The organism is Actinacidiphila cocklensis (assembly GCF_907177275.1).
Lineage (GTDB): Bacteria > Actinomycetota > Actinomycetes > Streptomycetales > Streptomycetaceae > Actinacidiphila > Actinacidiphila cocklensis.
Genome location: NZ_CAJSLV010000092.1, coordinates 203,020 through 228,183 on the forward strand (window position 1 = coordinate 203,020; position 25,164 = coordinate 228,183).

The following is a 25,164-nucleotide window of genomic DNA, read 5'->3' on the forward strand; positions in this document are numbered from 1 at the left end:
TCATAGGGCGCCAGCCCCAGCGGGTCGGTCCAGGTGTGGGGGTTGTGGACGTAGGTGTGGGGGTTGGGGGCGGGATTGAGGCCGAGGGGGTCGGGAGTGATGTAGCGGCCGGTGGTGGGGTCGTAGTGGCGGAGGAGGTTGTAGTGGAAGCCGGTTTCCGGATCGTGGTACTGGCCGGGGAAACGCAGAGGGGTGTAGGCACTGGCGGTGGTGGGCCAGGAGGTGGTGCCCCACAGGGTGGCGCGGGCGCGCCAGACGGGGGCGCCGGAGGTGTCGACGAGTTCGGTGGGCGTGCCGACAAGGTCGGTGACGACGGCGAAGAAGCGCTGGTCGATCTCGCGCTGGCTCGTCGCATCCGTAATGCGTTCCGTCTGTGTCAGCGGGCGCAGGCCGTCGTGGTCCCACGTGAGGGTGACGGGGTGGGGCCCGCCGGCGGCCGTCGTGGTCTGTTCGACGAGAGTGGGGCCGTCCCACGTGAAGTCGGTGCGCTCGACGACGGTTTCGCCGTCGTCCGCCAGCCGGAGCTTGGCGGTGCGGCGGCCCAGGTGGTCGTAGACGTAGCGCCAGACCGTGCCGTCGGGGGTGGTGACCGAGGCGAGGTGGTCCTCGGCGTCCCAGGTGTAGTGCCAGGTGTCGGGCTTGTGGGACAGGCGGGTTTTCTGGCGCAGGGTGACGCGGCCGGCAGCGTCGTGTTCGTAGCGGATCGCACCGGCCCCGATGACGCGGGTGCCGGTGTAGGTGCGCACCCCTGTCGCTTCGGCATCGGGATGCTCGGCCGGCCACGACGCGTTGCTCTGGTTGCCGGCCTCGTCGTAGCTGTAGGTCTCGCTCCAGCGTGCGGCACGGACGGCGGTGACGCGGCCTGCCAGGTCGAGGTCGAAGGAACGGGGTCCGGCCTCGGAGTCGTCGACACCGGTGAGGTACCCGTCTTGGCGGTAGGTATAGGTACGGCGCTGGACCGGTCCCGTGGGGGCGGCGGTCAGGAGCTGTTCGCGCAGGAGTCCGGTCGGGTCCCATGACTGGGACAGGGTCAAAGTGTCGTCGATGCGGCGGATTGTCTCGCGCCCCGCGGCATCGTGTGTGAAGTCCAGGGAGTGGCCGCCGGTGGTGAGCGTGGTGCGATTGCCGGCCGCGTCGTAGGCGTACGTGGTGACCGCACCGCTGGGGGTGGTCCGGCCCACTGGGCGACCCGCCACGTCGTAGGTGTGGGTGAGAACGCGACCGGAGACCGTCTCGGCGGTCACCTGTCCCAGTCGGTCGCGCCGGTAGGCCACCGTGACGTCCGGGTTCGCCGCAGCCGTCAGGCGGCCTGCCAGGTCGTACGCGAAAGTGGTCACCCGGTCCCCGGCCTGCTTGCGCACCACTTGGCCCAGGGGATCGCGTTCGAAGGTGGTCGTCCGACCGAGGGAGTCGGTTCGCGAGACCGGTCGGCCGGCCGCGTCGTAGGCGTACGCCAGGGTGCGTCCGTCGAAGTCCGTCTCGGCGGCGAGCCGTCCTGCGGGGTCGTGGGTGTAGGTCCAGGACAGCCCCTGGGGGTTGGTGACCGCGGTGAGGCGTAGCTCCGTGTCGTAGGTGAAGGAGTGCACGCGCCCGTCGGGGTCGGTGCGGGTGGCGGCCAGGTCGAAGTGCGTGTACGTGTAGCTGGTCGTGTGGCCGGCTTGGTCGGTGTGGGCGGTGAGGTTGCCTTCGCCGTCCCATTGCCAGGTCTCGCGTGCGCCGTCCGCGCCTTCCCGCCAGGCCGGTTTGTTCTCCGGTGTCCACGCCATCCGAGTCGTGTGGCCGAGCGGGTCGGTGACGGTGGTGGTACGGCCGAAGGCGTCGCGTGTGAAGCGGGTGGTGTGGTCCAGCGGGTCGGTGACAGCCATGGGGAGTCCGGCGGGGTTCGCCTCGTAGCGGTGGGTGTGGCCGAGGGGGTCCGTCACGCCGTCGATCGCACCGTGGGCGGTGCGATGGTAGGTACTGGTCGCGCCCTTGGGGTCGGTGGTGGTGAGCAGGTTACCGACCGAGTCGTACCCGTGGGTCCAGGTGGCGCCGCTGGGATCGGTGACGCGGAGCGGGCGGCCGAAGGCGTTGTACGTCGCGGTGGCGCTGCTGCCGTCCGGGAGGGTGACCTCGGTGAGGTTGCCGGTGTCGTCGTAGGTGTAACCGGTGGTGTGGCCGAGGGGGTCGCTGACCCGCGTGACGTTCAGGTGGGCAGGATCCCACTCCCGAGTGGTGGTGTGGCCGAGCGGGTCGGTCTCGGCGATCAGGCGGTAGGCGGCGTTGTGCTGGTAGATGGTCTTGGGGCCTAGTGAGTTGGTGTAGGTGGTGGTGCGGGTGGTGTCGTCGTACGCGAGGGTGCTGTTGAGGAAGCCGTCGCTTCCGTGGGTTGCGACGCAGCGGCCCTGACGGTCGTAGGCGTATGCGTAGGTGGTGTCGTTGCGGTCGGTCCAGGAGGTCATGCGGCCGGCGGCATCACAGGTGAACCGATGGGGCCGGCCGGAGGAGTTGGTGACCTCTGACAGGTTGCCGGCGGTGTCGTAGCTGTAGGTGCGTACGGTGGTGTCGGATCGACCGGGGGCTGTCGGGTCCTGTACGTGCAGGGCGGTGATGCGGTCGTTCTCGCTGTCCAGGGTGAGGTGGTAGCCGCCGCTGTGGCGGATCTCGATGGGTACGCCGGCTTCGTCGTAGGTGATTGCGTAGGCGTTGCCGTTGCGGTCGGTGACCTCGATCAGGGCCAGCACTGTGGGCGCGCCGGGAGTGGTCGGTGCGCCGGGAACGGCTGCGAAGTGGAGGGTGCGGCCCGTCTCGGTGTTGGTGATGCGGAGGGGGCTGCCCGGCCGGCCGTCCCGTTCCAGCGGCCAGCGAGGGCCGTGACTGGGCAGGGTCGGGACGTCGATCGTCGGCACGGGGTAGAGGAGGATCGCACCGTCGTCGGCGACGAAGACGACTCCCTGGTCGTCGAGTTCGAGGCGCTGGTCGAGGGTGGACGCCCAGGACGGCCCGAAGAAGCGGCCGATCCGGTACGACGACAGGTGGGTGCGTTCCAGGACCAGCGGGAGCGTGCCGGGCAGGGAGGATCATGTCGCCGGTGGCGACGTCGATCGGGTCCGAGACGCACTTCTTCGCGGCCTGTTCGATGGCGGCTTTGGCGGGGTCTTCTGCTGCGGCGCGGGCACCGCCTCTGGCGGCTTGTTCCGCGGCGTCTTTGGCTGCATTCTTGGCGGCGTTTTCGGCTGCGGTTTTGCCGGCGGCGCTGCCGCCGTCGGTGGCGATGGCCAGGAGGATGTTGCCGATGAGGCGTCCGCTTGCTTCTGAGCCGTCGGAGCCCCAGCCGGTGCCGAGGATGATGCCGGGGAGGCGCTCGGGGTGCTGGGTCATGTCGACCAGGCCGGCCGCGGTGGCGTTGAGGTGGGTCAGGTACTGGGCGGGGTGGGTGAGGTTGTAGGGGTCCATCGGGTCCAGGCCGCGGACGAACTTGTCCAGGTCGGTGACCGAACGGACCAGGCCGCCTGCGAAGTGCTCTGCGGCGATGGGCGCGGCTTTGCCGACGTCACCGAAGTCGTTCTGCATCCGGTCGCTGAAGTCCGGTTTCTTCGGCGCCAGTTCGGTGGCTGTGCGGACCTTGGCCTCGGCGGTGGCTGCGGCGCTGTCGCGCTGCTTGCGGGCCGTGTCCAGGGTGTCCTTGGCGGCCTGCTTGTCCTTCGCGCCGGGGTCGGTGAAGTCCGCAGGCTTGACCGGCTTGGTGCCGGGATCCTTGCCGTCGTCGACCTTGTCGTTGTAGGCCTTGACGTCGTCGTGGTACTGGTCGACGGCCGTGTTGTAGGCGTCGGCGGCGGCCTTGCGGGCGGCGACGCCTTGCTTCCACAGCCGGACGGCTTCCTTCGCCTGACCTATGGCCCAGTCCACGGTCTCGGCGTACGTCTCCAGGGCGAGCCCGGCCTGGGCGCAGGCGGTGGCGGCGTGGGCCCACTTAGAGGGCTGCGCCTTGAACTTCGCGCGGAAGGCTTCCGCGCCCTCGCCGTCCCAGTCCCCGGGGTCGAGATGCGACAGGCCGGTGTGGCCGGTGTCGAAGGCCAGGGAGAGCTTGGCCAGGTGCAGGACCGCCTCGCGGATCTTGGACGGGTCCCCGTGCAGCAACTCCTTCGGGTCGTTGGTCTGCCCGAGCTGCTGCTCGGCGACGTGGGCGCCTAAGTGGTCGGCGACCTGGTCGCCCTTGTCCTCCACCCAGTCCGCGGCGTCGTCGAGTCCGACGTGCTCAAGGCCGTCCCCGACGATGTGAGCGCCGTGGTCGATGACCGCCCCGGCCTTCTTCTTGACCTTGTCGACGCCGTGCTCGATGCCGTCGCCGACCTTGTTGACGGCACCCTTCCAGCTGAACCCCACCAGTCCCCACCCCCACAGTAGTACGACTGTCGCACGAACCTAGCAACCATCCGTATCGACGTCATCACCACCCGGTACCGCGCCCGCGGCAAGCACGTCCTGGCCGCAGCCTCGCGCGCCGGGCTCCCGAATCAAGGCCTCAGTACATTGCGGCATGCGGCTGTCACCGGGCGTCGAAAAGCAAGGGCGTCAATTGACCGCCAGATATGGTGCGGAACTGGTGCGGGTTCTTCAATCGATCCAGAAAACGAAGAAGCCCCAGGCGATTCGGCTGGGGCTTGAGGAATGGAGCGGATGACGGGAATCGAACCCGCGCTCTGAGCTTGGGAATCGCAGGTTTTTCGTCAGCGTACCTGCTGGTCGGCCAGTCCGTGCACTGCCCGGGCCTCGCTTCCGGGTGCCCGCGTCTGGCCTTGGCTGTCCGCGGCGTGCTGCTGGACCTGGCACGGAATTGGTGCGAGCAATGCTTATAGGGGCGTAGAGACCGTCTGGACCCTCCCGCACCGTCTGCTCACGCCGCTCCGACGTCTGCTCCCCGCGCCTGCGGGGATGGACCCACCAGCGCGCAGCAGGTGACGGTCAGCACCAGCTGCTCCCCGCGCCTGCGGGGATGGACCCGACTGCTGACGGCCTGTGAGGAGGGGTAGAGGCTGCTCCCCGCGCCTGCGGGACTGTGGGGTTGAGGATGGTGTCCGAATGCCCCGTGCCGCCTACGGGGCGGCTCTCGCGGTCTGGTTGCATGGGTGCCATGAACCCCTCACTGCCGCTGTATGTCGCCGAACTGCTGGCGAAGACCCCCAAAATCAAAGTGATTAAGGAACTGCGTTCGTTGACCGGCTTTTCGCTGGAGACGGCGGTGGGGTTCTGCAACGCCGTCGAGGGCCGGCGGTTCCTCCGGGAAGAGGTTCCGCCGGAGTTCGGAGGAGGCAGTCTCGTCTCCAGGATTCGCCTGCTGCAGACCGACGAGGATCCCTTTACTGCAGTCCGTCTCGTCCAGGAGGAGACGGGCATGACCATGATCGAGGCCCGCAAGTTCCTTGCCGCGCTGGACGAGCGCACCGCCTGAGCGCTGATGCCGCGGCGCCCCCTGGCCGTCGCCGACGCCAGGGATGCCATCTGGCACGGCTACGGCACGCACTGCCAACCGCAACTCGGTCGGGCGGTCGGATCGCTTCACGGAGGAGTCCGGCACCGCGAGGGGTGGGCATAGTCGGACCAATTGGGATGAAAACCGCGGCTCGTTGTGGCGCAGCTCACTGGAAATGCGTCTCATCATTCGAGAGCGCCTCGGTAAGTAGCGGTCAATTATGGGCACGTGGCGCTCCTGTGCCCGTTTTTCCCCGTCGTGTGGCACGGATATGGCACGCGCCCCACTAATTGGTCTAGGCAACAACTAAGCCCCAAGCCAATGACCTGGGGCTTTGCAATGGAGCGGATGACGGGAATCGAACCCGCGCTCTGAGCTTGGGAAGCTCATGTTCTACCATTAAACTACATCCGCGAAAAAGGCTCCCCGAGGGGTGCTTCGGGGACACTCTACCGCACGTGGGGGTGGGGTGGGGGGAAGGGTGGGGGAGGGGGGTAGGTTCGGGGGGCGGTGTGGCTGCGCGGGGGTGGAGCAGGGGATCCCCTAATGTGTGGGTTTGTCGGCCACGCGGAGTTGGGGAAGGGGCTTCATGGAGCGCACTGTCGTTCGTTGTGCGGAGGGGCACGTTTTCACTACCGGGTCTTTTCCGCTGCAGCAGTTGGGGGCGCAGCGGTTGGGGCCGGGGCGGCTGCTCAGGTGTCCCAGGTGCGCGCGGCTGCGGCATGCCGTGCCCGTGTCCGCGGGGGACGGGGCCAGCGGGGAGAAGTAGCGGCAGGTTAGGGTCGTTCCGTGCTTCTCTCAGACAAGGACATCCGGACCGAAATCGACAACGGGCGCGTGCGCGTCGACCCGTTCGAGCCGTCGATGGTGCAGCCGTCGAGCATCGACGTGCGCCTCGACCGGTTCTTCCGGGTGTTCGAGAACCACCGGTATCCGCATATCGACCCGGCGGTCGAGCAGCCGGACCTGACACGGCTGGTGGAGCCGGAGGGGGACGACGCCTTCATCCTGCATCCCGGGGAGTTCGTGCTGGCCTCGACGTACGAGGTCATCACGCTGCCGGACGACGTGGCGTCGCGGCTGGAGGGGAAGTCCAGCCTGGGGCGGCTCGGGCTGCTGACGCATTCGACGGCCGGGTTCATCGACCCGGGCTTCTCCGGGCACGTGACGCTGGAGCTGTCGAACGTGGCGACGCTGCCCATCAAGCTCTGGCCGGGGATGAAGATCGGGCAGCTGTGCCTGTTCCGGCTGACGACGCCGGCGGAGTTCCCGTACGGATCGCAGCGGTACGGCTCGCGCTACCAGGGGCAGCGCGGGCCGACGCCCTCCAGGTCGTACATGAACTTCCACCGCACCCAGGTGTGAACCGCCAGGTGTGGACCGAGGCCCTCAAGGGTGCAGACGCGCACCCTTGAGGGCCTTGTCGACGGCGTTGCGCGGGCCGTGGACGGCCAGGCCCACCAGGTCGAGGCCGGCGGTCGGGACGGCGCGGACGGCGGCGCGGTTGTCGACGTCGTTGCCGGTGGCGAAGAGGTCCGCGGTGAAGACCGCGCTGGGCAGGCCGCGGGACAGCGCCCGGGTGTGGGCGGCCGTCAGGACGTCCTTGGCGCCCTGGAAGACCAGCACCGGCTGGCGGAACATCGGCAGGTACGCGGTGCCGTCGGCGTCCTCGTAGGGCTCGCCGATGACTTCGGGCAGGTGCGTGCCGAGGCCGCTCACCAGGAACGCCGTCACGTTCAGCCGCTGCCACGGCTCCAGGTCCTCGCGCAGCAGCACGGCGATCTTCGTATCGAAAGCTGTGGTCATGGACCCAGCCTGCGCGGGGCGCCGGCCGCACGTCTTGTACGTTCCTAGCGCGTCGGGGCCGGAGCCAGGGCCGGCGCCAGGACCGAGCCAGGACCAGGGCTCAGATCAGCGGCAGCTTGAACAGCATGAGCAGCGCCACCAGTTGGATCGAGGACGCGCCCAGTGCCTTGTGCCACGGCAGGTCGTGGGACTTGCCGACCATCGACGTCATCAGCGCCGCGCAGGCCAGCCAGGTCAGCCAGCCGAGCAGCTGGACGAAGCCGTTGCCGCCGCCGAGGAAGAGGGCGAAGAAGAGCCGGGGGGCGTCGGTGAGGGACGTGACCAGCAGGGCCAGGCCGACGGTCGGCGCCCAGGCTCCGTCGCCGCCGAGCTGGCGGGCCAGCGTGGTGGTGACCGCGCCCAGCATCAGGCCGCACAGGGTGACGGCGATGGCCGTGGTGACCACCCAGGGGACGCTGGCCGACAGGGTCGCGTCGAGGACGTCCTTGCGGGCCGCGTCGAAGCCGAAGACGGCGAGCAGGCCGTAGAGGAAGGTCACGGTGAGGGCGGGTCCCCACATCGTGTGGTCGCGCATCTGCCAGAAGGTGCGTCCGGGGCGCAGCAGGATGCCGCTGAGCAGCTGCTTCCAGTGCAGCCGCGGTCCGGCCGGCGGGGCGGCGCTCTGCCCCGCGCGGTACGTCGCCACGTTGTCGTCGGCGTACGCGTACGGGTCGGCGAGCTGGGCCGGCTCGCCCATGGTGAACGCCCGGGTGTGCCCGGGGGCGTCGTCGTACGCCGGCGGCTGGCCGTAGGGCTGCTGCCGGCCGTGGGAAGGGTCGTACGAGGGGTCGTACGGGCCGCCGTACGGCCCAGGACCGCCGGAGCCGGGGCCCGAGCCGCCCGAGCCCGAGGGCGCGTACCGGCCCTGCCCCGGGGGGTAGCCGCCCGGTGCGTTCGGGTCCTGTCCTCGTCGGTTCTCGAATCCAGCCACGCCTTCGAACGTACCCGCTACCCGGCGCCCCGGTGCCCGACGGCCGGTGCGGGGCGCCGCTTTGCTGCCAACCTGTGACACGCGGCGCGGCACCCCGCAGAGGTTCAGCCCGCGGCCGTGCCGGAGGCGGAATCGGCGGCAATTGCCGCGGCCGGTGTACGTACCGAGTCGAGCAGCAGCTGCGCCACGTCGACCACCTGGAGCGACTCCTTCGCCTTGCCGTCGTTCTTCTTGCCGTTGATGGAGTCGGTGAGCATCACCAGGCAGAACGGGCAGGCGGTGGAGACGATGTCCGGGTTGAGGGAGAGGGCCTCGTCGACGCGCTCGTTGTTGATGCGCTTGCCGATCCGCTCCTCCATCCACATCCGGGCGCCGCCTGCGCCGCAGCAGAAGCCGCGGTCCTTGTGGCGGTGCATCTCCTCGCTGCGCAGGCCCGGCACCTTGGCGATGATCTCCCGCGGGGGCGTGTAGACCTTGTTGTGCCGGCCCAGGTAGCAGGGGTCGTGGTAGGTGATCAGGCCCTCGACCGGGGTGACCGGGACGAGGCGGCCCTCGTCCACCAGGGTCTGCAGCAGCTGGGTGTGGTGGATGACCTCGTACTCGCCGCCGAGCTGCGGGTACTCGTTGGCGATGGTGTTGAAGCAGTGCGGGCAGGTCGCGACGATCTTCTTCGACGCCTTGGGCTTCTTCGTCGAGGGATCCTCGTCATCCTCGCCGAAGGCCATGTTCAGCATGGCGACGTTCTCCATGCCGAGCTGCTGGAAGAGGAACTCGTTGCCCAGGCGCCGGGGTGAATCGCCGGTGCAGTTCTCCTCGCCGCCCATGATGGCGAAGTTGACGCCGGCAATGTGCAGCAGTTCCGCGAAGGCCTTGGTGGTCTTCTTCGCCCGGTCCTCCAGGGAGCCGGCGCAGCCGACCCAGTACAGGTACTCGACCTCGGTCAGGTCCTCGACGTCCTCGCCGACGACCGGGACCTCGAAGTCGACCTCCTTGACCCAGGCCAGGCGCTGCTTCTTGGGCAGGCCCCAGGGGTTGCCCTTCTTCTCCAGGTTCTTGAGCATCGTGCCCGCCTCGGACGGGAAGGACGACTCGATCATCACCTGGTAGCGGCGCATGTCGATGATGTGGTCGATGTGCTCGATGTCGACCGGGCACTGCTCGACGCAGGCGCCGCAGGTGGTGCAGGACCACAGGACGTCGGGGTCGATGACGCCGTTCTCCTCCGCGGTGCCGATCAGCGGGCGCTCGGCCTCGGCGAGGGCCGCGGCGGGGACGCCGGCCAGCTGCTCGGGCGTCGCCTGCTCCTCGCCCTCGGCGTTCTTGCCGCCGCCGGCCAGCAGGTAGGGCGCCTTGGCATGGGCGTGGTCGCGCAGCGACATGATCAGCAGTTTGGGGGACAGCGGCTTGCCGGTGTTCCAGGCCGGGCACTGCGACTGGCAGCGGCCGCACTCGGTGCAGGTGGAGAAGTCGAGGATGCCCTTCCAGGAGAACTGCTCGACCTGGGAGACGCCGAAGACGTCGTCCTCGCCCGGGTCCTCGAAGTCGATCGGCACGCCGTTGCTGGTCATCGGCTGGAGCGCGCCGAGCGCGACCGGGCCGTGCGCGTTGCGCTTGAACCAGATGTTGAAGAAGGCCAGGAAGCGGTGCCAGGCGACGCCCATGTTCGTGTTCAGGCCGAGCACGATGGCCCAGATCATGGTGACGCTCAGCTTGACCATGGCGGTGGCGTACACGACGTTCTGCAGCGTCGCGGTGCTGAGCCCGCGGAAGCCGGCGACGAGCGGGTACGAGGCGAAGTACGCGGCCTCGTAGTGGTCGACGCCGTGCAGGGCGCCCTCCAGGCCGCGCAGCGTCATGATCGCCAGGCCGATGACCAGGACGACGTACTCCACGAAGTACGCCTGCCAGGCCGTCGAGCCGGCGAAGCGCGACTTGCGGCCTGCCCGGGAGGGCAGGTTCAGCAGCCGGATGACGATCAGCGTGATGATGCCGAGCGTGGTGAGGGTCGCGATGAACTCGGTGTAGACCTCGTACGGCAGCCAGTCGCCGATCCAGGGCAGGATCCAGTCGGCCTTGAAGAGCTGGCCGTAGGCGTTGACGATCGTCAGGCCCAGCGTGAGGAAGCCGACGGCGACGAACCAGTGGGCGACGCCGATGACGCCCCACTTGTTCATCCGGGTGTGGCCGACGAACTCGCGCAGCATGGTCGTCGTACGCGCCTGCGGGTCGTTCGTACGGCTGCCGGCCGGTACGGGCTTGCCGAGCCGGATGAACCGGTAGATCTGCGCGATGGCGAGGCCGATGAGCGCGACGCCGACCGCGGTGAGAACCAGCGACACGATGATCGCGGCGAGTTGCATGAGGGCTCCTCGGGCCTGCGCACGGTGTACAGCAGTGGACACGGTGGACGGGACGGACGGGTACCGCGACTACTAAGCGGTAACTTAATGCGGTCCTGGCTGAGATTACCCGGGATCGAGAGGGTCATAAAGGCGCACCACTGGTGATCTGTGTCGCGCGCCGAACACGCGTCATGTATGCCACGCCGATCCGATTGAAACCCGGGTGTCCGTGACACATATGGATGAGGCCGGCACGCGAGGCCGACACGGACCGCGGGAGGAGGGGCGACATGCGGGCGGTGCTGCGCTGGACGGCGATCGGCGCCGGCCTCCTGCTGGTCCTCACCGCGGGGCTCTGCCTGGCCTCCTACCGCAAGTTCAGCGCGAACATCACCACCGACAGCGCCGCCGAGAAGGTGCTGGCCGAATACGCCGCCCAGCGCCCGCCGTCCCTGGTGCCGCACGCGCGGAACATCCTGGTGCTGGGTGCGGACGCGGCGGCGGCCCCGGAGCGTGACGGTGCCGCGGAGGAGGGCGCCGGGCGGGATGCGGCCGTCCTGCTGCACCTGTCCGCCGACCGTACGCGGGCCGCGGCGGTCGGCGTGCCGCGCGACCTCCGGGTCGGCGTCCCCGGCTGCCGCCGGCCCGGCGGCGGCGCGGTCCCCGCCGCGTACGAGCCCTTCGCCGCCGCCTTCCGCAGCGGTGGTGCGGCCTGCTCCATCCGGGCGTTCGAGCAGCTGTCGGGGGTGCGGGTGGACCACCACCTGGTGGTGGACGTGCCCCGCTTCGGCCGGATCGCCGACGCGGTCGACGACGGCACCGGGGCGGCGGGCCAGGACCCCCGCCGAGACCTGCTCCAGGCGCTGGCCGGTGCGGCCAAGGGCGGCCGCGGGTCGCTCGCGCACCCGGCGCGGCTGTTCGGGCTGCTGGACACCGCGACCTCGGCGATCACCGCCGACCCGGGGCTCAGCTCGCTCCCCGCCCTCTACGGGCTGGCCGGCACCCTGCGCGGCCTGCCCCCGGGGGGCGTGACCCTGGTCACCCTGCCCGTGGCGCCGTCCCCCGGCTCGGTACATGGCCGAGCCGGCGGCAATGTACTGCGCCATCCCGCCGCCGACCGGCTCTTCGCCGCACTGCGGGCGGACCGCCCGCTGGCACCGGACGCCGAGCCGTAGCCCCAGGTGCGCGGGGCGCACATCACTAAGTTGAGTCGCCTCGACTCACCTCTGTTGACAGGAGAAAATCACTCAGGCACCCTTGAGCCAGTTCCACTCAAGTCAGCAGGAGGATTTCACCATGGCACGTGCGGTCGGCATCGACCTGGGCACGACTAATTCCGTCGTCAGCGTTCTCGAAGGCGGCGAGCCCACCGTCATCACCAACGCAGAGGGCGCCAGGACCACGCCGTCCGTCGTCGCCTTCGCAAAGAACGGCGAGGTGCTGGTCGGCGAGGTGGCCAAGCGCCAGGCCGTCACCAACGTCGACAGGACCGTCCGGTCGGTCAAGCGCCACATGGGCACCGACTGGAAGATCAACCTGGATGGCAAGGACTTCAACCCGCAGCAGATGAGCGCCTTCATCCTGCAGAAGCTCAAGCGGGACGCGGAGTCGTACCTGGGCGAGAAGGTCACCGACGCGGTGATCACCGTCCCCGCGTACTTCAACGACTCCGAGCGGCAGGCCACCAAGGAGGCCGGCGAGATCGCCGGTCTGAACGTGCTGCGGATCGTGAACGAGCCGACCGCGGCCGCCCTGGCGTACGGCCTGGACAAGGACGACCAGACGATCCTGGTCTTCGACCTCGGCGGCGGCACCTTCGACGTGTCGCTGCTGGAGATCGGTGACGGCGTCGTCGAGGTGAAGGCCACCAACGGCGACAACCACCTCGGTGGCGACGACTGGGACCAGCGCGTCGTGGACTACCTGGTCAAGCAGTTCCAGTCCGGCCACGGCGTGGACCTCGGCCGCGACAAGATGGCCCTCCAGCGCCTGCGTGAGGCGGCGGAGAAGGCGAAGATCGAGCTGTCCAGCTCGACCGAGACCTCGATCAACCTGCCGTACATCACCGCGTCCGCCGAGGGTCCGCTGCACCTGGACGAGAAGCTGACCCGCGCGCAGTTCCAGCAGCTCACCAGCGACCTGCTGGAGCGCTGCAAGACGCCGTTCCACAACGTCATCAAGGACGCCGGCATCCAGCTGTCCGAGATCGACCACGTGGTCCTGGTCGGCGGCTCCACCCGTATGCCGGCCGTGGCCGAGCTGGTGCGCGAGCTGACCGGCGGCAAGGACGCCAACAAGGGCGTCAACCCGGACGAGGTCGTCGCCATCGGCGCGTCCCTGCAGGCCGGTGTGCTCAAGGGCGAGGTCAAGGACGTCCTGCTGCTCGACGTCACCCCGCTGTCCCTCGGTATCGAGACCAAGGGCGGCATCATGACCAAGCTGATCGAGCGCAACACGACCATCCCGACCAAGCGCTCGGAGATCTTCACCACGGCCGAGGACAACCAGCCGTCGGTGCAGATCCAGGTCTACCAGGGCGAGCGCGAGATCGCCGCGTACAACAAGAAGCTCGGGATGTTCGAGCTGACCGGTCTGCCGCCGGCCCCGCGCGGGATGCCGCAGATCGAGGTCACCTTCGACATCGACGCGAACGGCATCATGCACGTCGGCGCTAAGGACCTCGGCACCGGCAAGGAGCAGCGGATGACCGTCACCGGCGGCTCCTCGCTGCCCAAGGACGAGGTCGACCGCATGCGCCAGGAGGCCGAGCAGTACGCGGACGAGGACCACAGGCGCCGCGAGGCCGCCGAGACCCGCAACCAGGGCGAGCAGCTGGCCTACCAGACCGAGAAGTTCATCGCGGACAACAAGGACAAGCTTCCCGAGGACGTGAAGTCCGAGGTCGAGGACGCGATCGCGGACCTCAAGGAGAAGCTCAAGAACGAGTCCACCGACGCCGACAACACCGCGTCGATCCGCGAGGCCACCGAGAAGGTCGCGGCCGTCAGCCAGAAGCTCGGCCAGGCGCTGTACGCCAACGCGCAGGGCGACGCCCCTGCCGGTGCCCAGGCCGACGCCGGCGCCGACCAGGCGGGCCCGGTCGACGACGACGTCGTGGACGCCGAGATCGTCGACGACGAGAACAACAAGAGGGACGGTGCCGCGTGACGGAGGAGCCGAAGGGCTTCGAGTCGGAGCCCGACGTCCCCTCCGAGGCCAGCGACAAGCAGCCGGACTCCGCCAAGGACGCCGGGGCCGCCGACGAGGCGGCCCCGGGCCAGGGCGGTGGGGACGCCAAGGAGCTGACGGCCCTGCGGGCACAGCTGGACCAGGTGCGCACCGCGCTCAACGAGCGCACCGCGGACCTGCAGCGGCTGCAGGCCGAGTACCAGAACTACCGCCGCCGGGTGGAGCGGGACCGGATCGCCGTCAAGGAGATCGCGGTCGCCAACCTGCTCACCGAGCTGCTCCCGGTGCTGGACGACATCGGCCGGGCGCGTGAGCACGGCGAGCTGGTCGGCGGCTTCAAGTCGGTCGCCGAGTCGCTGGAGACGGTGGCGGCCAAGCTGGGGCTGCAGCAGTTCGGCAAGGAGGGCGAGCCCTTCGACCCGCTGGTGCACGAGGCCCTGATGCACAGTTACTCGCCGGATGTCACGCAGACCACATGCGTGCAGATCCTCCAGCCCGGGTACCGCCTGGGTGAGCGCAATCTGCGGCCCGCCAGGGTCGCGGTCGCCGAGCCCCAGCCGGGTGCCGGCAAGGGCGACGACGCGCCGGAGGACCCCGACGCGGCAGTGGACGCGGCGGACGACGAGGAGACCGGTGGCCCGGACCAGGGCTGACGGTGTAGACGGAGCGGAGAGGAGGGACGCCGGGGATGAGCATCAGTAGGGACCTGTTGGAAAAGGACCTGTACAAGGTCCTCGGCGTCCCCAAGGACGCCACCGACGCCGAGATCAAGAAGGCGTACCGGAAGCTCGCCCGCGAGTTCCACCCGGACGCCAACAAGGGCGACGCCAAGGCCGAGGAGCGCTTCAAGGAGATCTCCGAGGCCAACGACGTGCTCTCCGACACCAAGCGGCGCAAGGAGTACGACGAGGGCCGCGCGCTTTTCGGCAACGGCGGCTTCCGCCCGGGGCCTGGCGCGGGCGGCACCGGCGGCTTCAACTTCGACCTGGGCGACCTCTTCGGCGGCGCCCAGGGCGGTCCCGGCGGCACCACCACGACCGGCGGCCAGGGCGGCGGCTTCGGCGGCGGTCTCGGGGACGTCTTCGGCGGTCTGTTCAACCGCGGCGGCGGCACCAGGGTGCAGCCCAGGCGCGGCCAGGACATCGAGTCCGAGGTCACCCTGAGCTTCACCGAGGCCGTGGACGGCGCGACGGTGCCGCTGCGGATGTCCTCGCAGGCGCCCTGCAAGGCGTGCTCGGGCACCGGCGACAAGAACGGCACACCGCGGGTGTGCCCGACCTGCGTCGGCACCGGGCAGGTCTCGCGCGGCGGCGGTGGCGGCTTCTCGCTCACCGACCCGTGCGTGGACTGCAAGGGCCGCGGCCTGATCGCGGAGACTCCCTGCGACGTGTGCCACGGCAGCGGGCGGGCGAAGAGCTCGCGCACCATGCAGGTCCGCATTCCCGCCGGGGTGACCGACGGGCAGCGGATCAGGCTGCGCGGCAAGGGCGCCCCCGGCGAGCGCGGCGGCCCGGCGGGCGACCTGTACGTGGTCGTGCACGTCGGGCGGCACCCGGTCTTCGGCCGCAAGGACGCCAACCTCACGGTGACCGTGCCGGTCAGCTTCGTGGAGGCGGCGCTCGGCGGCGACGTCAAGGTGCCGACGCTGGGCGGCCCGCCGGTCACCCTCAAGCTGCCGCCGGGCACCCCGAACGGGCGGACGCTGCGCGCCCGCGGCAAGGGCGCGGTGCGCAAGGACGGGTCGCGCGGCGATCTGCTGGTCACCGTCGAGGTGGCGGTGCCGGAGAAGACCGAGGGCAAGGCGCTGGACGCGCTGGAGGCCTACCGGGAGGCGACCGGGGACGCCGACCCGCGGGCCGAGCTGTTCAAGGCGGCAAAGGGAGCGTGAACGGATGAACATCGACGGCCGGATGGACGGCACGGCGCCCGGGCCGGGACCGCGTGGTCCCGGCGGCCCGCGCGGCCGCAACCCGTACCAGCTGACCGAGGAGTCCCCGGTCTACGTCATCTCGGTGGCGGCGGAGCTGTCGGGCCTGCACCCGCAGACGCTCCGGCAGTACGACCGCCTCGGCCTGGTCTCGCCCGACCGCACGGCCGGGCGCGGCCGCCGCTACTCGGCACGCGACATCGAGCAGCTGCGCGAGGTGCAGCGGCTCTCCCAGGACGACGGCATCAACCTCGCCGGCATCAAGCGGATCATCGAACTGGAGAACCAGGTCGCCGCGCTGCAGGCCAGGGTCGCCGAGCTGACCGCGACGGTGGAGGGCGCCGCCGCCGTCATCCAGCAGCGGGAGGCGGCGGTGCACGCGTCGTACCGCCGCGACCTGGTGCCGTATCAGGACGTGCAGCACACCAGTGCGCTGGTCGTGTGGCGCCCCAAGTCCTCCTGACGGGCGGGGTCCGGGCACGGCTGCGTGCCCGTGCCCGGGTCCAGGCCCGGGTCCCGGTCCCCGTTCGGGTTCAGGCCGAGCCCATCGCCCGGGTCAGGGCGATCTCGATGACGACGCGGTGCGGGTTGGGCGCCGGGGTGCGCCCGTAGCGCTCCGCGTAACGGGCGACCGCGTCGGCGATGCGCTCCTGGTCCTCCGAGACGGTGGCGACGCCCTCCAGTGTCGCCCAGCGCCCGCGTTCGACCTGGCACACCGCGACCTGGGCGCCTTCCGCGCCGGCGGCCCGTACATGGGCCGCCTTGGCGCTAGACGTGTTGGTGATCACCCGCGCGAGCCCGGCCTCCGGGTCGTAGGTGACCCCGACCGGTACGACGTGCGGGGAGCCGTCCGGGCGGTGCGTGGTCAGGGTGCACAGATGGTGTTCGCGCCAGAAGGCGAGGTAGCCGGCCTCGGGCGCGCGGGGATCACGTCGAACCATGGCACGACGTTAGCCCGGTTCGTACGGCCGCCGGCCCGTCACCCACGCCCGGGTGACGGGCCGGCGGCCGTCCGTGTGTCGGGCTGCGGAACCGAAGTTGAGTGGAATAGACTCAACATGGTTCATGTTCCCTTGCGCAAGTAGTCACGCGATGTGCTGCGCAACGCCGGACGCGGCCAGCACAATGGACCGATGACAGCACCTTGAGGAGGACCAGGCCCCGTGGACGCCGAGCTGACCAACAAGAGCCGGGAAGCGCTCAACGCCGCCAACACCCGGGCGGTCTCCGAGGGCAATCCCGACCTGACGCCCGCTCACCTGCTGCTCGCCCTGCTGAGCGGCGCCGACAACGAGAACGTGCTCGACCTGCTCACCGCCGTCGGCGCCGATCCGGCGGAGGTCACCGCGGAGGCCGGGCGGCTGGTCACGGCGCTGCCGAAGGTGCAGGGCTCGACCGTTGCGCCGCCGCAGGCCAACCGCGAGCTGCTGGCGGTCATCGCGGACGCCGCGGAGCGGGCCAAGGAGCTGGGGGACGCGTACCTTTCGACCGAGCACCTGCTGATCGGGATCGCCGTCAAGGGCGGCCAGGCCGGCGACCTGCTCACCCGTCAGGGGGCCGGCGGCAAGCAGCTGCTGACCGCCTTCGAGACCGCCCGTGGGGGGCAGCGCGTGACCAGCCAGGACCCTGAGGGGACGTACAAGGCGCTGGAGAAGTACGGCACCGACTTCACCGCGGCGGCCCGCGAGGGCAGGCTCGACCCGGTGATCGGCCGCGACCAGGAGATCCGCAGGGTCGTCCAGGTGCTCTCCCGCCGTACGAAGAACAACCCGGTGCTGATCGGCGAGCCCGGCGTCGGCAAGACCGCGGTCGTGGAGGGCCTGGCCCAGCGCATCGTCAAGGGCGACGTGCCCGAGTCGCTGCGCAACAAGAAGCTGGTCTCGCTCGACCTCGGCGCGATGGTGGCCGGCGCGAAGTACCGCGGCGAGTTCGAGGAGCGGCTCAAGGCGGTGCTGGCCGAGATCAAGGACAGCGACGGCCGCATCATCACCTTCATCGACGAGCTGCACACCGTCGTCGGCGCGGGCGCCGGCGGCGACTCGGCAATGGACGCGGGTAACATGCTCAAGCCGATGCTCGCCCGCGGTGAACTGCGGATGGTCGGCGCGACCACGCTGGACGAGTACCGCGAGCGGATCGAGAAGGACCCGGCCCTGGAGCGCCGCTTCCAGCAGGTGCTGGTCGCCGAGCCGACCGTCGAGGACACGGTGGCGATCCTGCGCGGCCTCAAGGGCCGCTACGAGGCGCACCACAAGGTGCAGATCGCCGACTCCGCGCTGGTCGCCGCGGCGACGCTGTCCGACCGGTACATCACCTCGCGCTTCCTGCCCGACAAGGCCATCGACCTGGTCGACGAGTCGGCGTCCCGGCTGCGGATGGAGATCGACTCCTCGCCGGTCGAGATCGACGAGCTGCAGCGTGCCGTCGACCGGCTGCGCATGGAGGAGATGGCGCTCAAGAACGAGACCGACCCCGCCTCCGTGCAGCGGCTCGACAAGCTGCGCAAGGACCTCGCCGACCGCGAGGAGGACCTGCGCGGCCTGACCGCCCGCTGGGAGAAGGAGAAGCAGGGCCTGAACCGGGTCGGCGAGCTGAAGGAGCGCCTCGACGACATCGGCACCCGCATCGAGCGCGCCCAGCGCGACGGCGACTTCGAGACCGCCTCCAAGCTGCTCTACGCCGAGAAGCCCAAGCTGGAGGCCGAGCTGGAGGAGGCCACCCGGGAGGAGCAGGAGGCCGCGGCTCAAGAGACGATGGTCAAGGAGGAGGTCGGCCCCGACGACATCGCCGACGTCGTCGCCGCGTGGACCGGCATCCCGGCCGGCCGGCTGCTGGAGGGCGAGACGCAGAAGCTGCTGCGGATGGAGGAGGAGCTGGGCCGCCGGCTCATCGGCCAGACCGAGGCGGTCCGCGCCGTCTCCGACGCCGTACGCCGCTCCCGCTCCGGCATCGCCGACCCCGACCGCCCGACCGGCTCCTTCCTCTTCCTCGGCCCGACCGGCGTCGGCAAGACCGAGCTGGCCAAGGCGCTGGCCGACTTCCTCTTCGACGACGAGCGGGCGATGGTCCGCATGGACATGAGCGAGTACGGCGAGAAGCACTCGGTCGCCCGGCTGGTCGGTGCGCCCCCCGGCTACGTCGGGTACGAGGAGGGCGGCCAGCTCACCGAGGCGGTGCGCCGCCGCCCGTACAGCGTGATCCTGCTCGACGAGGTCGAGAAGGCGCACCCCGAGGTCTTCGACGTGCTGCTCCAGGTGCTCGACGACGGCCGGCTCACCGACGGGCAGGGCCGCACCGTCGACTTCCGCAACGCCATCCTCATCCTGACCTCGAACCTGGGCAGCCAGTACCTGGTCGACCCCTCGCTGACCGACGGGCAGAAGCGCGAGCACGTGCTCAGCACGGTCCGCTCGTCCTTCAAGCCGGAGTTCCTCAACCGGCTGGACGACATCGTGGTCTTCGCAGCGCTGTCCAAGGACGAGCTGCGCCGTATCGCCCGGCTGCAGACCGACCGGCTCGCCGCCCGGCTGCGGGACCGCAGGCTGGCCCTCGACGTCACCGACGCGGCCCTGGACTGGCTCGCCGACGAGGGCAACGACCCGGCCTACGGCGCCCGGCCGCTGCGCCGCCTGGTGCAGACCGCCATCGGCGACCCGCTGGCCCGCGCGCTGCTGTCCGGCGAGGTCACCGACGGGCAGACGGTACGGGTCGACCGCGCCGCCGACGGCCTGATCGTGGGCGCGGCCACGGGTCCCGACCTGAGCAAATGACCCGGCCACCGGGCGGTACGCCGTACGCGTACCGCCCGGGGTTGTGACGAGCGGGCGCGGATGAGAGAGGATGGCAGGGAGACGTCACGAAGGGACTACACGGTGAGCATCGACCCGTCCTCGATTCCTAGTTTCGGGGGCCAGCCGGACCCCGACCCGACCGGAAACAACGGCAGTGTGGTCATTCCGGACCAGGACCTGGTCAAGCAGCTGCTTGACCAGATGGAGCTGAAGTACCTCGTCGACGAGGAGGGCGACCTCGCCGCCCCGTGGGAGGACTTCCGCACCTACTTCATGTTCCGGGGCGAGGGGGACCAGCAGGTCTTCGCCGTGCGGACCTTCTACGACCGTCCGTACACGGTCGAGGACAAGCCGCAGCTGCACGAGGTCATCGACGACTGGAACCGTCGCACCCTGTGGCCGAAGATGTACACCCACACCCACGACGACGGCAGTGTCCGCCTCATCGGCGAGGCCCAGCTGCTGATCGGCCTCGGCGTCGGCCTGGAGCACTTCGTGTCCAGCACGGTGAGCTGGGTCCGGGCGTCGATCGAGTTCGACAAGTGGGTCGTGGAGACCCTCGGCCTGGCCAAGGACGCCGACAGCGACCCCGACGACGGCCCCGCGGACGGCCCGACGGAGGCCTGAGCCCCCACCCGCACCGCCCGGAGCCCGGCCCCGAGGGGCCGGGCTCTTCGCGTATCCGCACCCGGGGCGGCAGCCAGGACGTCGCGCTGTTTCCCAGCGACGGGCGCCCGATCCGAGGACAATCACGGCGCATGGCCATCGACTACGGCAAGCCCGCGCGGATCGACTACCGGAAGGAACCCGGCCCGGACGCCTCCGCCGCTGCCCTGGAGCGGGTCGCTGAGCGCGCCCCCGGTCTCGTCAGCCTGGTCAAGACCGCCGCGGTCTGCCTGGCCAAGAACCAGGTGAGTGGCCGGCGGGCCGCCGTCTATCTCGTGCTGGACCGCTCCGGCAGCATGCGCCGCTACTACCGCGACGGGTCCGTGCAGCACCTGGCGGAGCAGACGCTCGCCCTGGCCGCCAACCTCGACGACGACGGGGTCGTGCCCGTCGTGTTCTTCTCCACCGGCATCGACGGCACCGCCGAGATCAGCCTCGACGCGTACCGGGACCGCATCAACCCCCTGCACGACTCCATGGGACACATGGGGCGCACCAACTACCACGTCGCCATGCAGGCCGTCATCGACCACTACGAGTCGTCCGGTGCGACCGACCCGGCCTTCGTCGTCTTCCAGACCGACGGCTCCCCGACGTCCCGGGCGGCCGCCGAGCACGTCCTGTGCACGGCGGCGCGGCTGCCGATCTTCTGGCAGTTCGTCGGCTTCGGCGACGACGAGTTCCGGTTCCTGCGCAGGCTCGACGACCTGCCCGTACCGGGCCGGCGCGTGGTCGACAACGCGGGGTTCCTTGCCGCGGGCGACGCCCCGCGCTCCCTTTCCGACGCCGATCTCTACGACCGGCTGCTCAAGGAGTTCCCGCACTGGCTGGCCGCGGCCCGTGCGGCGGGAATCGTGGACCGAGAGGGCTGAGCGGGCCGGTCAGGAGGGCAGCTGGCGGGCCACGCGCTCGCTCGCCCACTCGAAGATCCGCGGCTCGTCGAGGGCGGCCACCCACAGGTCGACCATCGACGCGGTCTCCTCGCCCGGCCAGGGGCCGACGCCCAGCACGCGCAGGCCCGCCCGGGTCGCGGCCTGGACTCCGCAGAGCGAGTCCTCCACGGCCAGGGCGTCCGCCGCCGGGGCTCCGCAGTAGCGGGCCGCGGCGAGGTAGATGTCCGGGTGGGGCTTGGGCCGGACGGCGCCGCCGGGGACCACGATGTGGTCGAAGTAGCGGCGCAGGTCAGCGGTGGCCAGGGACTCCTCCACGACCTCCAGCGGGCAGTTGCTGGCGACGGCCAGCGGTGCGAACTTCGCCGCGTTCACGACCAGTTCCTGGGCGCCCGGCATCGTCCGGGGCGCTTCGGCGGCCAGGGTGCGGAAACGGCTCAGCAGCCGTTCGGTCAGCTGCTCGCCCAGGTCGGGGCGCTCGGCGTCCTGGGCCATGAGCGCGCCGCACTCCGTGTAGTGCAGCCCCTTGGTGCGCTGGGCGAAGTCCGGTCCGACCCCGATTCCGAAGTCCCTGATCGTGAGCTCGCGCGCCAGCTCCCAATGGCGTTCGGTGTCCATGAGGGTGCCGTCGCAGTCGAAGACGATGGCGGCGGGGGTCCAGCTGAGGATGCGGTGGGAGGTCATGCGCGGTAGTCCCTTCGGGAGTCCCTGGCGGCGCCAGTGCCGGAGCCCCGTGCGACGGGGTGGCAAGGGCAACGTTTCGGCACCAGGAGGACGCGGGGACCGGTGACGCGAAGAAGATGTGGCTTTTCGAGCGATCACCGGTAAATGTAACGATCGATACGCTATGCGCCGCTACATAGTGGAGTCAAGTCATCACATGGAGTGAGATTTTCTAGCGGTACCCGAGGACGCCGAAGGTGGTTCTCGCCCCGCCCTGCAGGACGCCGAAGACGCAGGTCCGGTGGTGCGGCACGCACACCACGTGGGCCGGAGGGGCGAACTCCGTGAAACGCGCAGCGGTCAGCCGGCCGGCCCTCGGGCGCAGCAGGGTGCCGCGGCTGGCCACTGCCGCGGCCTGCCGCACGGCTTCGAGCAGCACCATGCCCGGCACGTGGTCGGTCGGATGGTCGAAGAAGTACGGGTGCCGGGGGTCGGCCGGGCAGAGCACCGTCTCTTGTCCCCGGCGTCCGATGAGCACGTCGTGCCGGCTCGGCACCGCCAGGTCCGACGCCGTCGGGCGGGTCAGTCCGGGCGCCGGGGCCGGCGGCGCGGAGGTGCCCGCGCCGCCGCGTATCTCCGCGTACCGCTGCTCGTCGAGGACGCGCACACCGCCTCCGGCGTGCGCGAACGTGATGCCGTCCGCCACGAAGTCCACGTCCAGCCGCAGCCCGGTGGCGGCCCCGCTCCGGTCGCGTCGCACACCTGGTTCGCGCACCTTGCAGGTGATGTCGGTGGCGCCGGAACGCGCCGCCGGCTCCGCGTCCGGGTCGATCTCGAAGAACAGATCCGTGATGATCAGTCGCGCCGCCGCGGGGACGCGGAAGTAGCGCAGCGGGATGTAGATGCCGAGTTGGCGCAGGGTCTCCGCGAGGATCAGCGGGCTGTGCAGGCTCCCGCCGTCGCGCGGGAACGTCGGATGCGACCTCGGCCAGGACGCCGCCGCCTCGAACCCCCCGCCGCTGCGCGGCCGTACGTCGGTGAGCAGCACTTCTGCGGGGGAGGTGCGGTGCACCATCTCGCGAGCGATCGTGCGCGACCAGCTCAACGGCCGGTTGCACCGAGGGGCGTCGCCGAAGGAGGCGCTCATGCACCTAGCAGAACTCATGGGGCCCGTGGGCGCATGTCGTCACGCCCGCCCGCGAGCACTACATTTACGCACTGTCGGTGATGGTTCGGGTGTGTGGAGTGACGGTGCAGGGACGAGCGAAGACGACACGGCGCTATCTGCTGGAGGCGGCGGCACAGCTGTTCGACGAGCGGGGCTATGCGGGTACCAGCATCAGCGACATCAGTAGCCGCTCGGGCCGTACCAGCGGGTCCATCTACTTCCACTACGCGAGCAAGGAGAAGCTCGCGCTGGCGGTCGTGGAGGAGCATTTCGCGAGCTGGCCGGAGATGATCGGCCGGCACCGGGCGGCCGCGGCGCCTGCCCTCGAAAGGCTGGTGGCGCTGAGCTTCACCGTCGCGCGGGCCTTCCGCGACGATGTCGTCGTCCGGGCCGGCTCGCGGCTGTGGATGGAGCACAAGGCCATCGACGCGACCCTCCCCATGCCCTTCGTGGGCTGGATCGAGGTGGTGACCGGGCTGCTGGAGGAGGCGCGCGCGGAAGGCGCACTCGCGGCCGGGATCGCTCCTGAGACGGCGGCGCACGGCATCGTCTGCGCCTTCTTCGGCCTGCACACCGTCTCGGACGCCCTGGACGGGCGCCGGTGCATCGAGCAGCACCTGTACGGGCTGTGGTCCCTGCTCCTGGCGGCGCTCCAGGCGGAGCCCGACCCGGCCGGGCTCCTCGCCCGCGCACTGGCGGAGACGACCGCACCGGACGCGGTGGCGGGCACGGTGACCGGTTCACGTCCGAACGCGGTTCCGAGCACGGTTCCGAGCGCCGTTCCGAACGCGGGCTTTGCATGAGCATGCGGGACTATGCATACTCTCTCCATGTCCAAGGTCCTCACCCAGCTTCCCGTCGGCGAGCGCGTCGGCATCGCCTTCTCGGGCGGCCTCGACACTTCGGTCGCGGTCGCGTGGATGCGTGACAAGGGCGCCGTCCCTTGCACCTTCACCGCCGACATAGGGCAGTACGACGAGCCCGACATCGCCTCGGTGCCCGGCCGCGCGAAGGCCTACGGCGCGGAGATCGCGCGCCTGGTCGACTGCCGCGCGGCGCTGGTCGAGGAGGGTCTGGCCGCGCTCACCTGCGGGGCGTTCCACATCCGCTCGGGCGGGCGCTCCTACTTCAACACCACCCCGCTCGGCCGCGCCGTCACCGGCACGCTCCTGGTCCGGGCGATGCTGGAGGACGACGTCCAGATCTGGGGCGACGGCTCGACCTTCAAGGGCAACGACATCGAGCGGTTCTACCGCTACGGCCTGCTCGCCAATCCGCACCTGCGGATCTACAAGCCGTGGCTGGACGCGGACTTCGTGACCGAGCTGGGCGGCCGCAAGGAGATGTCGGAGTGGCTGCTAGCCCACGGCCTGCCCTACCGCGACAGCACGGAGAAGGCGTACTCCACCGACGCCAACATCTGGGGCGCCACGCACGAGGCCAAGACGCTGGAGCACCTTGACACCGGCGTCGAGAGCGTCGAGCCGATCATGGGGGTGCGGTTCTGGGACCCGTCGGTCGAGATCGCCACGGAGGACGTGACGATCGGCTTCGACCAGGGCCGTCCCGTCACCCTCAACGGCAGGGAGTTCGCCTTCCCCGTCGACCTGGTGACCGAGGCGAACGCCATCGGCGGCCGTCACGGCATGGGCATGTCGGACCAGATCGAGAACCGGATCATCGAGGCGAAGAGCCGCGGCATCTACGAGGCCCCCGGCATGGCCCTGCTGCACGCGGCCTACGAGCGCCTGGTCAACGCCATCCACAACGAGGACACCGTCGCGCAGTACCACAGCGAGGGACGGCGCCTGGGCCGGCTGATGTACGAGGGCCGCTGGCTGGACCCGCAGGCACTGATGATCCGCGAGTCCCTGCAGCGCTGGGTCGGCGCGGCCGTCACCGGCGAGGTGACCCTGCGCCTGCGGCGCGGTGAGGACTACTCCCTCCTCGACACCACCGGCCCTGCCTTCAGCTACCACCCGGACAAGCTGTCGATGGAGCGCACCGAGGACTCCGCGTTCGGTCCCGTGGACCGGATCGGCCAGCTCACCATGCGCAACCTCGACATCGCCGACTCCCGCTCCAAGCTGGAGCAGTACGCCCAGCTCGGCCTGATCGGCGCGGGCGGTCCGGCCATCGGCGCCGCGCAGGCAGCCGCGACCGGGCTGATCGGCACCATGCCGCAGATGCCGGAGGGCGGCGCCGAGGCCATCGCCTCCCGCGGAGAGGCCGAGCCCGACGACGAGCTGCTGGACCTCGCCGCGATGGAGTTCGGCACGGACTGATCAGCGCTGAGGGCG

General features: G+C 70.2%; 20 protein-coding genes, 1 tRNA gene and 3 pseudogenes. 14 read left to right on the top strand and 10 right to left on the bottom strand.

All coding sequences use genetic code 11. From position 1 onward, the window contains the following. Nucleotides 1–2 precede the first annotated feature (2 nt). The 3 pseudogenes from NFU81_RS41605 to NFU81_RS41120 all read right to left on the bottom strand — a co-directional run. Nucleotides 3–2,612, bottom strand: a pseudogene (locus NFU81_RS41605) (RHS repeat-associated core domain-containing protein); the annotation flags it as partial. 342 nt (nucleotides 2,613–2,954) lie between these two features. Continuing rightward, nucleotides 2,955–3,053 (bottom strand): annotated as a pseudogene (locus NFU81_RS41475) (DUF6531 domain-containing protein); the annotation flags it as partial. Between the two features lie 526 nt (nucleotides 3,054–3,579). Continuing rightward, a pseudogene (locus NFU81_RS41120) lies at nucleotides 3,580–4,365 on the bottom strand (putative T7SS-secreted protein); the annotation flags it as partial. Between the two features lie 154 nt (nucleotides 4,366–4,519). Here NFU81_RS41120 and NFU81_RS33260 point away from each other — a divergent pair. Together NFU81_RS33260 and NFU81_RS33265 are read left to right on the top strand one after the other, a co-directional pair. Beyond that, nucleotides 4,520–4,663 carry a hypothetical protein gene (locus NFU81_RS33260; protein ID WP_251498610.1) on the top strand — a complete coding sequence of 48 codons (144 nt, stop codon included), beginning with the start codon at nucleotides 4,520–4,522 and terminating at the stop codon, nucleotides 4,661–4,663. 450 nt (nucleotides 4,664–5,113) lie between these two features. Then, complete coding sequence (locus NFU81_RS33265; protein WP_251498613.1) at nucleotides 5,114–5,431, top strand: hypothetical protein; 318 nt, start codon at nucleotides 5,114–5,116, stop codon at nucleotides 5,429–5,431. A 361-nt stretch (nucleotides 5,432–5,792) separates the two neighbouring features. On the opposite strand, the gene NFU81_RS33270 is transcribed toward NFU81_RS33265, so the two are convergent. After that, a tRNA-Gly gene (locus tag NFU81_RS33270) sits at nucleotides 5,793–5,866 on the bottom strand. 175 nt (nucleotides 5,867–6,041) lie between these two features. Here NFU81_RS33270 and NFU81_RS33275 point away from each other — a divergent pair. Beyond that, entirely contained in the window at nucleotides 6,042–6,221 is a 180-nt protein-coding gene (locus NFU81_RS33275; RefSeq protein ID WP_251498615.1) for a hypothetical protein, read from the top strand. Nucleotides 6,222–6,241: 20 nt separating this feature from the next. Beyond that, complete coding sequence (gene dcd / locus NFU81_RS33280) at nucleotides 6,242–6,817, top strand: dCTP deaminase (protein WP_251498618.1); 576 nt, start codon at nucleotides 6,242–6,244, stop codon at nucleotides 6,815–6,817. A 24-nt stretch (nucleotides 6,818–6,841) separates the two neighbouring features. Here the strand turns inward: dcd and NFU81_RS33285 are convergent, their stop codons facing one another. The 3 genes from NFU81_RS33285 to NFU81_RS33295 form a co-directional block, all read right to left on the bottom strand. After that, nucleotides 6,842–7,258 carry a DUF2000 domain-containing protein gene (locus NFU81_RS33285; RefSeq protein WP_251498621.1) on the bottom strand — a complete coding sequence of 139 codons (417 nt, stop codon included), beginning with the start codon at nucleotides 7,256–7,258 and terminating at the stop codon, nucleotides 6,842–6,844. Between the two features lie 100 nt (nucleotides 7,259–7,358). Beyond that, nucleotides 7,359–8,309, bottom strand: a complete 951-nt coding sequence (locus tag NFU81_RS33290; RefSeq protein ID WP_422665351.1) for a Yip1 family protein — start codon at nucleotides 8,307–8,309, stop codon at nucleotides 7,359–7,361. 23 nt (nucleotides 8,310–8,332) lie between these two features. Beyond that, a complete protein-coding gene (locus tag NFU81_RS33295; protein ID WP_251498626.1) occupies nucleotides 8,333–10,588 on the bottom strand; it encodes a (Fe-S)-binding protein in 2,256 nt (751 codons plus the stop codon). Between the two features lie 272 nt (nucleotides 10,589–10,860). Here NFU81_RS33295 and NFU81_RS33300 point away from each other — a divergent pair, with 272 nt between their 5' ends. From NFU81_RS33300 to NFU81_RS33320, 5 genes are all read left to right on the top strand, one after another. Continuing rightward, nucleotides 10,861–11,745: an LCP family protein gene (locus NFU81_RS33300; protein WP_251498629.1), complete on the top strand. Its 885-nt coding sequence runs from the start codon at nucleotides 10,861–10,863 to the stop codon at nucleotides 11,743–11,745. Nucleotides 11,746–11,866: 121 nt separating this feature from the next. Further along, nucleotides 11,867–13,738: a molecular chaperone DnaK gene (gene dnaK / locus NFU81_RS33305; RefSeq protein WP_251498632.1), complete on the top strand. Its 1,872-nt coding sequence runs from the start codon at nucleotides 11,867–11,869 to the stop codon at nucleotides 13,736–13,738. Beyond that, nucleotides 13,735–14,412, top strand: a complete 678-nt coding sequence (gene grpE / locus NFU81_RS33310) for a nucleotide exchange factor GrpE (protein ID WP_251498634.1) — start codon at nucleotides 13,735–13,737, stop codon at nucleotides 14,410–14,412. Before dnaK ends, grpE begins: the two co-directional genes overlap by 4 nt. 35 nt (nucleotides 14,413–14,447) lie before the next feature. Further along, the gene (gene dnaJ, locus NFU81_RS33315; protein ID WP_251498638.1) at nucleotides 14,448–15,647 is read left to right on the top strand and encodes a molecular chaperone DnaJ; all 1,200 of its coding nucleotides are present in this window, start codon (nucleotides 14,448–14,450) and stop codon (nucleotides 15,645–15,647) included. Between the two features lie 22 nt (nucleotides 15,648–15,669). Further along, nucleotides 15,670–16,149, top strand: a complete 480-nt coding sequence (locus tag NFU81_RS33320) for a heat shock protein transcriptional repressor HspR (RefSeq protein WP_251498776.1) — start codon at nucleotides 15,670–15,672, stop codon at nucleotides 16,147–16,149. Nucleotides 16,150–16,219: 70 nt separating this feature from the next. Here NFU81_RS33320 and NFU81_RS33325 read toward each other — a convergent pair whose 3' ends face one another. Beyond that, on the bottom strand, nucleotides 16,220–16,627 hold the full coding sequence (locus NFU81_RS33325; RefSeq protein ID WP_251498641.1) for a pyridoxamine 5'-phosphate oxidase family protein: 408 nt from the start codon (nucleotides 16,625–16,627) through the stop codon (nucleotides 16,220–16,222). Between the two features lie 222 nt (nucleotides 16,628–16,849). Here NFU81_RS33325 and clpB point away from each other — a divergent pair, with 222 nt between their 5' ends. From clpB to NFU81_RS33340, 3 genes are all read left to right on the top strand, one after another. After that, nucleotides 16,850–19,456, top strand: coding sequence for an ATP-dependent chaperone ClpB (gene clpB / locus NFU81_RS33330; protein WP_251498643.1), 2,607 nt, complete (start codon nucleotides 16,850–16,852; stop codon nucleotides 19,454–19,456). Between the two features lie 102 nt (nucleotides 19,457–19,558). After that, nucleotides 19,559–20,104, top strand: coding sequence for a type III secretion system chaperone family protein (locus NFU81_RS33335; RefSeq protein ID WP_251498644.1), 546 nt, complete (start codon nucleotides 19,559–19,561; stop codon nucleotides 20,102–20,104). 131 nt (nucleotides 20,105–20,235) lie between these two features. Beyond that, complete coding sequence (locus tag NFU81_RS33340) at nucleotides 20,236–21,015, top strand: vWA domain-containing protein (RefSeq protein ID WP_251498646.1); 780 nt, start codon at nucleotides 20,236–20,238, stop codon at nucleotides 21,013–21,015. 9 nt (nucleotides 21,016–21,024) lie between these two features. On the opposite strand, the gene NFU81_RS33345 is transcribed toward NFU81_RS33340, so the two are convergent. Both NFU81_RS33345 and NFU81_RS33350 read right to left on the bottom strand, forming a co-directional pair. Next, nucleotides 21,025–21,717, bottom strand: a complete 693-nt coding sequence (locus NFU81_RS33345; protein WP_251498648.1) for an HAD family hydrolase — start codon at nucleotides 21,715–21,717, stop codon at nucleotides 21,025–21,027. A 211-nt stretch (nucleotides 21,718–21,928) separates the two neighbouring features. Beyond that, nucleotides 21,929–22,843 carry a ScbA/BarX family gamma-butyrolactone biosynthesis protein gene (locus tag NFU81_RS33350; protein ID WP_251498650.1) on the bottom strand — a complete coding sequence of 305 codons (915 nt, stop codon included), beginning with the start codon at nucleotides 22,841–22,843 and terminating at the stop codon, nucleotides 21,929–21,931. A gap of 104 nt (nucleotides 22,844–22,947) precedes the next feature. Here NFU81_RS33350 and NFU81_RS33355 point away from each other — a divergent pair, with 104 nt between their 5' ends. Further along, nucleotides 22,948–23,667 (top strand): ScbR family autoregulator-binding transcription factor, encoded by a 720-nt coding sequence (locus NFU81_RS33355; protein WP_251498653.1) that lies wholly within the window; start codon nucleotides 22,948–22,950, stop codon nucleotides 23,665–23,667. Nucleotides 23,668–23,694: 27 nt separating this feature from the next. After that, nucleotides 23,695–25,149 (top strand): argininosuccinate synthase, encoded by a 1,455-nt coding sequence (argG, locus tag NFU81_RS33360; protein WP_251498656.1) that lies wholly within the window; start codon nucleotides 23,695–23,697, stop codon nucleotides 25,147–25,149. Nucleotides 25,150–25,164: the final 15 nt, after the last annotated feature.

Excerpts from the sequence above, each read along its gene's own strand:
- NFU81_RS33260 (WP_251498610.1), top strand. The coding sequence starts at position 4,520 with ATGCGGCTGTCACCGGGCGTCGAAAAGCAAGGGCGTCAATTGACCGCC.
- NFU81_RS33265 (WP_251498613.1), top strand. The coding sequence starts at position 5,114 with ATGAACCCCTCACTGCCGCTGTATGTCGCCGAACTGCTGGCGAAGACC.
- NFU81_RS33275 (WP_251498615.1), top strand. The coding sequence starts at position 6,042 with ATGGAGCGCACTGTCGTTCGTTGTGCGGAGGGGCACGTTTTCACTACC.
- NFU81_RS33285 (WP_251498621.1), bottom strand. The coding sequence starts at position 7,258 with ATGACCACAGCTTTCGATACGAAGATCGCCGTGCTGCTGCGCGAGGAC.
- NFU81_RS33295 (WP_251498626.1), bottom strand. The coding sequence starts at position 10,588 with ATGCAACTCGCCGCGATCATCGTGTCGCTGGTTCTCACCGCGGTCGGC.
- NFU81_RS33300 (WP_251498629.1), top strand. The coding sequence starts at position 10,861 with ATGCGGGCGGTGCTGCGCTGGACGGCGATCGGCGCCGGCCTCCTGCTG.
- dnaK (WP_251498632.1), top strand. The coding sequence starts at position 11,867 with ATGGCACGTGCGGTCGGCATCGACCTGGGCACGACTAATTCCGTCGTC.
- dnaJ (WP_251498638.1), top strand. The coding sequence starts at position 14,448 with ATGAGCATCAGTAGGGACCTGTTGGAAAAGGACCTGTACAAGGTCCTC.
- NFU81_RS33320 (WP_251498776.1), top strand. The coding sequence starts at position 15,670 with ATGGACGGCACGGCGCCCGGGCCGGGACCGCGTGGTCCCGGCGGCCCG.
- NFU81_RS33325 (WP_251498641.1), bottom strand. The coding sequence starts at position 16,627 with ATGGTTCGACGTGATCCCCGCGCGCCCGAGGCCGGCTACCTCGCCTTC.
- NFU81_RS33340 (WP_251498646.1), top strand. The coding sequence starts at position 20,236 with ATGGCCATCGACTACGGCAAGCCCGCGCGGATCGACTACCGGAAGGAA.
- NFU81_RS33345 (WP_251498648.1), bottom strand. The coding sequence starts at position 21,717 with ATGACCTCCCACCGCATCCTCAGCTGGACCCCCGCCGCCATCGTCTTC.
- NFU81_RS33350 (WP_251498650.1), bottom strand. The coding sequence starts at position 22,843 with ATGAGCGCCTCCTTCGGCGACGCCCCTCGGTGCAACCGGCCGTTGAGC.
- argG (WP_251498656.1), top strand. The coding sequence starts at position 23,695 with ATGTCCAAGGTCCTCACCCAGCTTCCCGTCGGCGAGCGCGTCGGCATC.